The sequence below is a fragment of the Polynucleobacter aenigmaticus genome, assembly GCF_002206635.1.
Classification (GTDB): domain Bacteria; phylum Pseudomonadota; class Gammaproteobacteria; order Burkholderiales; family Burkholderiaceae; genus Polynucleobacter; species Polynucleobacter aenigmaticus.
The window spans coordinates 215,336-222,994 of the sequence record NZ_NGUO01000004.1; the positions used below are offsets into that span (position 1 = coordinate 215,336).

Here is a 7,659-nt window from a genome sequence, read left to right on the forward strand (position 1 = left end):
CACTTTCATTATTTAGTTAATGAGCGAGCAGCTAAGCCGAGAAATAGCAAAGACCAGCCCTGCAATAACAGTTCAATGGCAATCAATAAACCGGGCAACCACAGGCTGCTTTCTGGATAGCCATTCATGATGAGCGCACCCATCAGAATAGAAATGGCAGAGGACAGTACCAGCCAAAACCATTCACGAAAATGGCGATGCTGAAAGGCGGAAATCAAGCGGAGAAAACCCGTAACAAAGAAGATCGCAGCAAGCCACAAAGTAATCGCCTCTAAAGCAGGAATTGGGAAAGCCCAGGTGTAGATTCCAGCGGCGATATAGAGGATCGCCAAAACTACCTGAATACCAACACTCTTCCAACCAGCCGATTTGAGGGCATGGGCAAATTGCACTGCACCCCCAAAGATCAAGAATGCGCCGAGCACATTAACCGTTACAAACGAAAACAAGGTTTGGCCAGCTATGCCGATCATCCCCAGGGCAATGAAAAGCACCCCCATACCAATTAATGCACCAGGCACTTTAGCCGCAGCACCGAGTACGGTTGCACGGAGTTCTTTAATTTGGGCGACAGATAATTCAGTCATTTATGCGCTTTCGAAGAAATATGGGGCAATAAAAGCTCTACTGTATCAATAAACTCAGGGTTTTAGAGCATAAATGCAGCTCATCCATCGATTCGTGGAGATTGAAGCATATTAAAAACAGGTATCCTTACTTCTTTTAGAAAGCCAGCTAACTGGCTACCTACATAAGAAAGCATTGAAATTAGATGGATACCACTTTTACCGTTGTTCTCGGAATCGTAGCGATGTTACTACCCCTAGTTGTTGCTCGCTTAGTGTGGAAGCGTTTTGATCAGCACTTTGGCCGCAACGATGAAGCCTACATGGATAGCCTCGAGTATTTTCTCAAGAAGCTTGGCTTTACGATCTTGATTGCTTTTATTCTCTTATGGATCGGTATTAGCCTCGTATTTAGTGGCAGCCCAGATTACTAACTAAACAGTAAATTAACCCAATCAACTTCAGCATGAACGACCAACTCAAAACCATTTTTATTAAAGCAAAGCTCAATTTTGCAGTGCTTGCTAGCATTCTAGTCATTGCAATCTTGGGTAAGCTGACCAATCCAGAGCTGACGAATAGTATTTTTCTGATAGCAGATCAATTGATATCAGAATTGATCCTGTTGTTTGTCGCCATTACCTTAGGCGCATTTATTCCGAATTTCAAACTCGTGGTGTTCGGAGCCATTGCAGCATTTATTGCTGCGGCAGTTGCTATACAGGCAGGTATCTTTACCTACCTTACGCTGGATTATTTATTTGCCGTTCTGATCGTGGTTCTGGGGTTTGCTTCTATCGCCAATCTCTATCGACACTATCGAGAATTCAGCTTTTGATGTGGCAATATGAGCGAAAAGACTTCAAACAAAAGTCCCGATATTTAAACTGACCCACAAAAGTTGGACAGTTTGAGTAAGTTAGCACGAGGGATTGAGTTCGGAAATCGAAAAGAGATCTATCGGTAAATCCATAAACCCTACCAATTGCGGAGAAAAGCTGTCGGATATCTCCGATGAGAGCTCTTTCATCAACTTGCAGCTTATGCGGTAAAAACTTGCAGGTTATGGGTACCCACACAAGAATTGTGTGACAACTCATAAATCGCAATTCTAGGCCCAATAAAATCAATTAGTTACCATCAAAACCATCGCCATAAAATGCAAGTGATTACATCATAAACTGCAAGTATCACTAATAATTACAGCATAAGCTGCAAGTTAAATTATTTCAAAAATCATAGTCAAAACCAGCAAATGAAGATTACTGGCAACTAGACAGGCGTGAGATAAATACCCCCGAGAATTAAAAGGTAACGCTCTTGTCCAGTTTTACTTGGATTCCTTGCCTCAATGTGATACATTGAATACATATATTCACTTTGGAGCAATGATGGCTACCTCAATACGTTTAGATCCCGTTATTGAACAGCGACTAGATCATTTGGCATCGGCAACAGGCAGAACAAAAGCTTACTATCTTCGAGAGCTGATTGTGAATGGCCTTGAGGATTTAGAAGATTTTTACCTAGCCGACGCGACCATGGAACGCATCCGTAAAGGCGAGGAAAGCACTTTTTCTTCCACAGAGGTAAGAGGCGATCTTGGCCTGGATCATTAAGTACACCGATTCAGCACGAAAACAGCTCAAAAAGCTGGATAAACAAAGCGCTATCCGTATCTTGGATTTTATGGACGAGCGAATTTTTGAAGGCGACAATCCGCGCTCAATTGGAAAAGTACTTACCGGCCCTAAATTGGGCACATATTGGCGATACCGAGTTGGCGATTATCGAATTATCTGTGATATCCAGGATGGCCAGCTTTGCGTTTTAGTCATCGAAATTGGAAATCGAAAAGAAATCTATCGGTAAATCCATAAGTTGCATCACTTATGGAGAAAAGCCACCGGATATCTCGGAAAAGAGCATTTTTATAAACTTGCAAGTTATGCGGTAAAAACTTGCAGCTTATGCGGTAAAACTTGCAGGTTATGGGTGCCCACACAGAATGGCAGGCTGTATTCCAAATAACTTCAGTTTTGCTTTGTCCTATATATCAATTTAGTTATATAGACTCAATATTTAATTCGTTGCGGGAATAACCCCTTCCCTAGACAATACGTGGCTATGTATAAATATGACCATATTGACCAAACCCTTGTAGATCAACGGGTTATCCAATTTCGAGACCAGGTTGAGCGACGCCTCAATGGGACCTTGGCTGAAGAAGAATTTCGTCCTCTACGCTTACAGAATGGCCTGTATCACCAACGCCATGCTTATATGTTGCGAGTTGCCATTCCTTATGGCTTATTAAGCGCCAAGCAATTGCGCACCCTCGCCTTCATTGCAGATAAATACGACCGCGGCTACGGTCACTTTACGACCCGTCAGAATATTCAATTTAACTGGGTAGAGCTAGAACAAACTCCTGATATCTTGGCTGAATTGGCCAAAGTCGAAATGCATGCCATCCAAACATCGGGTAACTGTATTCGAAATATTACAAGCGATGCCTTTGCCGGTGTAGCCGGAGATGAATACATCGACCCAAGGCCAATCTGCGAGTTACTGCGTCAATGGTCAACCCTGCATCCTGAGTTTGCGCACTTACCCCGTAAATTTAAATTCGCCATCAATGGCGCTAAAGAAGATCGCACTGTCTTACTTTGTCATGATGTCGGTATTGAACTCAAGAAAAATGCCAATAATGAATTAACTGCAGATATCTACGCTGGTGGCGGTATGGGTCGCACTCCGATCCTCGGATCTTTGATTAAGCAAGATGTACCTTGGCAAGTGCTACCAAGTTATTTAACCGCACTACTGCGCGTATACAACCGCTTTGGCAGGAGAGACAACCTCTATAAAGCACGCATCAAGATCTTAGTGAAAGCCTTAGGTCCGGAAGAGTTTGCTCGCCAAGTAGAAGGTGAGTGGACTCACGTTCATAGTGAAACGAAAAACAGTAAAGACAACTTCACACCAGCCGAGTGGGATCGTGTTGCGAAGCACTTCACCAAGCCTAGCTATAAGACATTACCAGCACTGAGCAATACACAACTGTTGTCTCAATTTGAATCCAAACTAGACTCGAATGAGAAGATTGCATTTTCTCGTTGGGTAGATCGCAACGTCAAACCCCATCAAGTATCTGGCTATGCTTCTGCCATCCTATCCCTCAAGCCTCATGGTACTGCCGCTCCTGGTGATGCCACCAGCGCGCAAATGAATGCTATTGCAGAATTAGCAGATCAATACAGCTTTGGTGAGTTGCGTGTCACCCATGAGCAGAACTTAGTCTTGGCCGATGTTGAGCAGGCAGAATTACTCAATCTCTGGCGAGCCGCTAAAAATTACAACTTGGTAATACCGAATATTGGCTTGCTGACAGACCTCATTGCTTGTCCAGGCGGAGATTTTTGCTCACTTGCTAATGCGAAGTCTTTACCGATTGCAAAAGCCATTCAGGAACGCTTTGATGATCTAGATTACTTATTTGACTTAGGTGATATCAGTTTAAATATCTCTGGCTGCATCAATTCTTGTGGCCACCATCACGTTGGAAATATTGGCGTTCTCGGTGTGGATAAAGATGGTGAAGAGTGGTATCAAATTACTTTAGGTGGAGAGCAAGGTAATGATGCCTCCATTGGCAAGGTGATCGGACCTTCTTTCTATGCCAATGAGATCCCTGATGTCATGACCAGCCTGATCAATACCTATGTTGAGCAAAGAACTACAGACGAGCCATTTATTGATACCTATCGGAGATTGGGTGTAGCGCCCTTTAAAGAGGCTGCCTATAAAAATAATGGCAAGCACTCCAAAGGAGCAATGGCTTAATCATGAACAAGCAGATTATTTCCTTTCCAAAGAACAGTAAGCCCACCCTCCTCGTCAATGAATGGCAAGTATGGGATGGCGAGCGTGATGAAGGTGGCATTCCTGATTTAGAGCATGGGCTCAATAAGGTCCTGGTGCCATTCCATTGGTGGATAACGCATCACAAGAACGCCGATGTCATCAGCAGAGCAGGTAAAGGTGAGATTGGCGTTTGGTTTGCTGCTGACGATGACATTCTCAAACATGCCGACCTCATTGAAGAAGGCAAAAAACTTTGGCCAGTAGTTGGCGCGCACTTTCCTATTTTTAGAGATGGTAGAAGTTTTAGCACTGCCGCCCTACTCAGAGATCGCTTGCAATGGCAAGGTGAAGTCCGTGCGATTGGGGATGTATTGATAGATCAACTCTTGCAAGGTGCACGGGTAGGCTTTGATGCCTTTGAATTACGTCCCGATCAAAACCTTGATATCGGGCTCAAGCAATTTGATCTCTATAGCGTAAGCACTCAAAATAGTTGGCGCGATACTCGCACCACTCAAGAGGCCGTCTAGGTCACAGTCAGCCAAAAATATCATGAGCAATGTAAGCAAACTCGGTAAAGTGTATTTAGTTGGTGCCGGCCCTGGCGCAACTGATCTCATTACTGTGCGCGGTGCCAATCTATTGGCAAAGGCAGATATCGTTTTTCATGATGCCTTAGTAGATCCAGAGATGCTGGAGCTGTGCCCTCAAGCTATTAAAGAGCCCGTTGGTAAACGCTGTGGAAAACTATCGTCCGCACAGCACTTTATTAATAAACGGCTGGTTGATGCAGCCCATAAATATCAAGTGATTGTTCGTCTTAAGGGCGGTGATCCCATGATGTTTGGTCGTGCCGATGAAGAGATTCAAGCGCTAAAAGATTACCGTATTGAGGTTGAAGTGGTACCAGGCATTACAGCGGCTTTAGCTGGTGCTGCAACCATCCAGCAATCACTCACGCTACGAGGCGTATCGCGCAGCGTTGTATTCATCACTTTGGCACAAGGCCAGGATAATCAGAGCCGAACTGAAACTGCTTCAAGTTCATGGCCACCAATTCAAAATCCTAGCGCTGACACCTTGGTTTACTACATGGGTCGCAAAGATGCCGTCAATATTGCTAAGCAATTGATTGAGCATGCCTCACTTCAAAATGCTGACACCCCAGTTCATATCTTAGAAGCGGTCAGCACTAAAAATGAGCGTCACTGGGCCAGTACCCTAGGAGAGCTAGCCCAGGGCAAAGCAAAGGATTGGTTTGATAGCAGCTCGCCTGCGCTGATCATGGTTGGGGAAGCATTACGAAATAAGCGCCCTTGCGCCAAAATCGACAATAGCCTGCAAGACAGCAAGATCCTCGCCCACGGCAGGTGTAGCGCTTAAGGCAATTGTTGGATATTTTTCCTGACAAGCACTAAGAAGTACTGGGAAGTCATTGCGCAAATGAGCTCCTTGACCAAAGAAGACTGGCACCACTACCACCTTTGTAGCGCCGGCGGCCACTAGTGAAGCAATCGCTTGCTCTAGGCTAGGCTCCATCATCTCCAAAAATGCCAACTCCACCGCAGATTCAGAATGTTGAGTCCTCCACAGTGCGGCTAAACGATCAAAGGGTTCACGCCACCGGATGTCACGGGCGCCATGACCAAATAAAACTATTGCTTGCATATAAACCTTTTAAACTATGCGTATTAATGACCCTAGCTTACCCTGAATTTAAGCACTTCACCTACACATCTTCATGACAAATCTTCTTAGCCAAACCTGGTTCATCATCTTGATGGGCATTACCTTAATCGGGGCGGTCCTGTCTGCAGTACACCATGCTGAGGTGATTGCGCATAAAACTGGTGAGCCTTATGGCACATTGGTTTTATCAATTAGCGTCACCATCATTGAGGTGTCCCTCATCATTGCGATGATGCTCTCAGGTCATGAAGGCTCAGAATTTATTGCCCGTGATGCCGTCTTTGCAACTGTCATGATTGTCATTAATGGCGTAATTGGCTTATGCATCTTCATGGGGGGCTTTAAGCGTCATGAAATGTCTTTTCGCAATGAAGGGACCAATTCAGCGCTAGCGGTACTAACTGCATTGGCGACATTCATTCTAGTCATGCCAATGGTGACCGTGAGCTCCCCGGGCCCTGACTTCACCAAGAGTCAGCTCGCATTTTCGGGGATTGCTTCCTTTGCTTTGTATGGTGCTTTTATTTTTTTCCAAACAGTCAGTCATCGCGACTACTACCTTCCAAAAACGGAAGATAAAAAGACGGACAGCGATGTCCATGCGGATGAACCTAGCAATCTAAAAACTGCTATTAGCGCCTTCCTACTGATCTTATCTCTAGCAGTAGTGGTGGGCTTAGCTGAAGCCCTCAGCCCAGCCATTGAGGCTGGCGTTAATTCTGCTGGCGCACCCAAGACAGTGGTTGGTATTGCTATTGCCCTTCTGGTGTTAATGCCTGAAGCTTATGCCGCAGTCCGGGCTGCTCGAGCCAATCGCCTGCAAAGCAGTTTGAACCTGGCCTTAGGCTCTGCATTAGCCAGTATTGGCCTGACTATTCCGACGGTAGCTGCTATAGCCATCTTCTTTAACTTGCCGCTTAGCTTAGGTATTTCCTCGCTCAATATGACGCTGATGTATCTCAGTTTCTTTATTGGTGCGCTGACTCTGGCTATTGGAAGAACAACCTTATTACAGGGTGTAGTCCACTTAATTATCTTCTTTGAATATTTATTCTTAAGTCTGGTGCCGTAGAAAATAAGGCGGATTCAAACACGAAGTGCAACACGGTTTAAAGATTGCATAAAGACTTCACTTGGTGTTTTAAATCCCAAGCGCTTTCTGGGTCGGTTGTTTAATTGATCTTGGATCATTCTAAGCTCCTCATCCGTTACGGTTGATAACTGTCTTTTCTTGGGGATGTATTGCCTTAGCAGTCCATTGAAGTTTTCATTCGATCCCCTTTGCCAGCTAGCAAAAGGATCGGCAAAGTATGTGGTGCTATTTAATGCAGCATCAATTTTGCTGTGTCCTGCAAATTCCTTCCCGTTGTCAAAAGTAATAGTTTTGACCAGTGGGGCTAAGGGACTCAGTTTGTTAATGATGGCGCTACCTACTGAATCAGCAGTTTTATTGATGACTTTGGCGATGAGGGCATAACCACTCTTACGTTCTACTAAGGTCACTACGGCTTGCTTGTGATGGGCTCCAATGATGGTA

11 protein-coding genes are annotated in these 7,659 nt (G+C 44.8%); 8 read left to right on the forward strand and 3 right to left on the reverse strand.

What is annotated here, in order from left to right; all coding sequences use genetic code 11:
* Positions 1-8 precede the first annotated feature (8 nt).
* Positions 9-587 (reverse strand): HdeD family acid-resistance protein, encoded by a 579-nt coding sequence (locus tag CBI30_RS03630; RefSeq protein WP_088526957.1) that lies wholly within the window; start codon positions 585-587, stop codon positions 9-11.
* A gap of 185 nt (positions 588-772) precedes the next feature.
* Here CBI30_RS03630 and CBI30_RS03635 point away from each other — a divergent pair, with 185 nt between their 5' ends.
* From CBI30_RS03635 to cobA, 7 genes are all read left to right on the forward strand, one after another.
* Complete coding sequence (locus CBI30_RS03635) at positions 773-1,000, forward strand: hypothetical protein (RefSeq protein WP_088526958.1); 228 nt, start codon at positions 773-775, stop codon at positions 998-1,000.
* 32 nt (positions 1,001-1,032) lie between these two features.
* Positions 1,033-1,404, forward strand: a complete 372-nt coding sequence (locus tag CBI30_RS03640; protein ID WP_088526959.1) for a hypothetical protein — start codon at positions 1,033-1,035, stop codon at positions 1,402-1,404.
* A gap of 553 nt (positions 1,405-1,957) precedes the next feature.
* A complete protein-coding gene (gene relB, locus CBI30_RS03645) occupies positions 1,958-2,185 on the forward strand; it encodes a type II toxin-antitoxin system RelB family antitoxin (protein WP_088526960.1) in 228 nt (75 codons plus the stop codon).
* A complete protein-coding gene (locus CBI30_RS03650; RefSeq protein WP_088526961.1) occupies positions 2,169-2,438 on the forward strand; it encodes a type II toxin-antitoxin system RelE family toxin in 270 nt (89 codons plus the stop codon). Before relB ends, CBI30_RS03650 begins: the two co-directional genes overlap by 17 nt.
* A 255-nt stretch (positions 2,439-2,693) precedes the next feature.
* Positions 2,694-4,412, forward strand: coding sequence for a nitrite/sulfite reductase (locus tag CBI30_RS03655; protein WP_088526962.1), 1,719 nt, complete (start codon positions 2,694-2,696; stop codon positions 4,410-4,412).
* A 2-nt stretch (positions 4,413-4,414) separates the two neighbouring features.
* Positions 4,415-4,963, forward strand: a complete 549-nt coding sequence (locus CBI30_RS03660) for a DUF934 domain-containing protein (protein WP_206075552.1) — start codon at positions 4,415-4,417, stop codon at positions 4,961-4,963.
* Positions 4,964-4,985: 22 nt separating this feature from the next.
* Positions 4,986-5,816: a uroporphyrinogen-III C-methyltransferase gene (cobA, locus tag CBI30_RS03665; protein WP_088526964.1), complete on the forward strand. Its 831-nt coding sequence runs from the start codon at positions 4,986-4,988 to the stop codon at positions 5,814-5,816.
* Here cobA and CBI30_RS03670 read toward each other — a convergent pair.
* On the reverse strand, positions 5,733-6,101 hold the full coding sequence (locus CBI30_RS03670; RefSeq protein WP_088526965.1) for a sirohydrochlorin chelatase: 369 nt from the start codon (positions 6,099-6,101) through the stop codon (positions 5,733-5,735). The two genes, cobA and CBI30_RS03670, sit on opposite strands and share 84 nt — an antisense overlap.
* 73 nt (positions 6,102-6,174) lie before the next feature.
* Between CBI30_RS03670 and CBI30_RS03675 the strand changes: the two genes are divergently transcribed.
* Positions 6,175-7,194, forward strand: a complete 1,020-nt coding sequence (locus CBI30_RS03675; RefSeq protein ID WP_088526966.1) for a calcium:cation antiporter — start codon at positions 6,175-6,177, stop codon at positions 7,192-7,194.
* 14 nt (positions 7,195-7,208) lie between these two features.
* Here the strand turns inward: CBI30_RS03675 and CBI30_RS03680 are convergent.
* On the reverse strand, positions 7,209-7,659 hold a 451-nt coding region (locus CBI30_RS03680; RefSeq protein ID WP_143744349.1), incomplete at its 5' end, for an IS30 family transposase.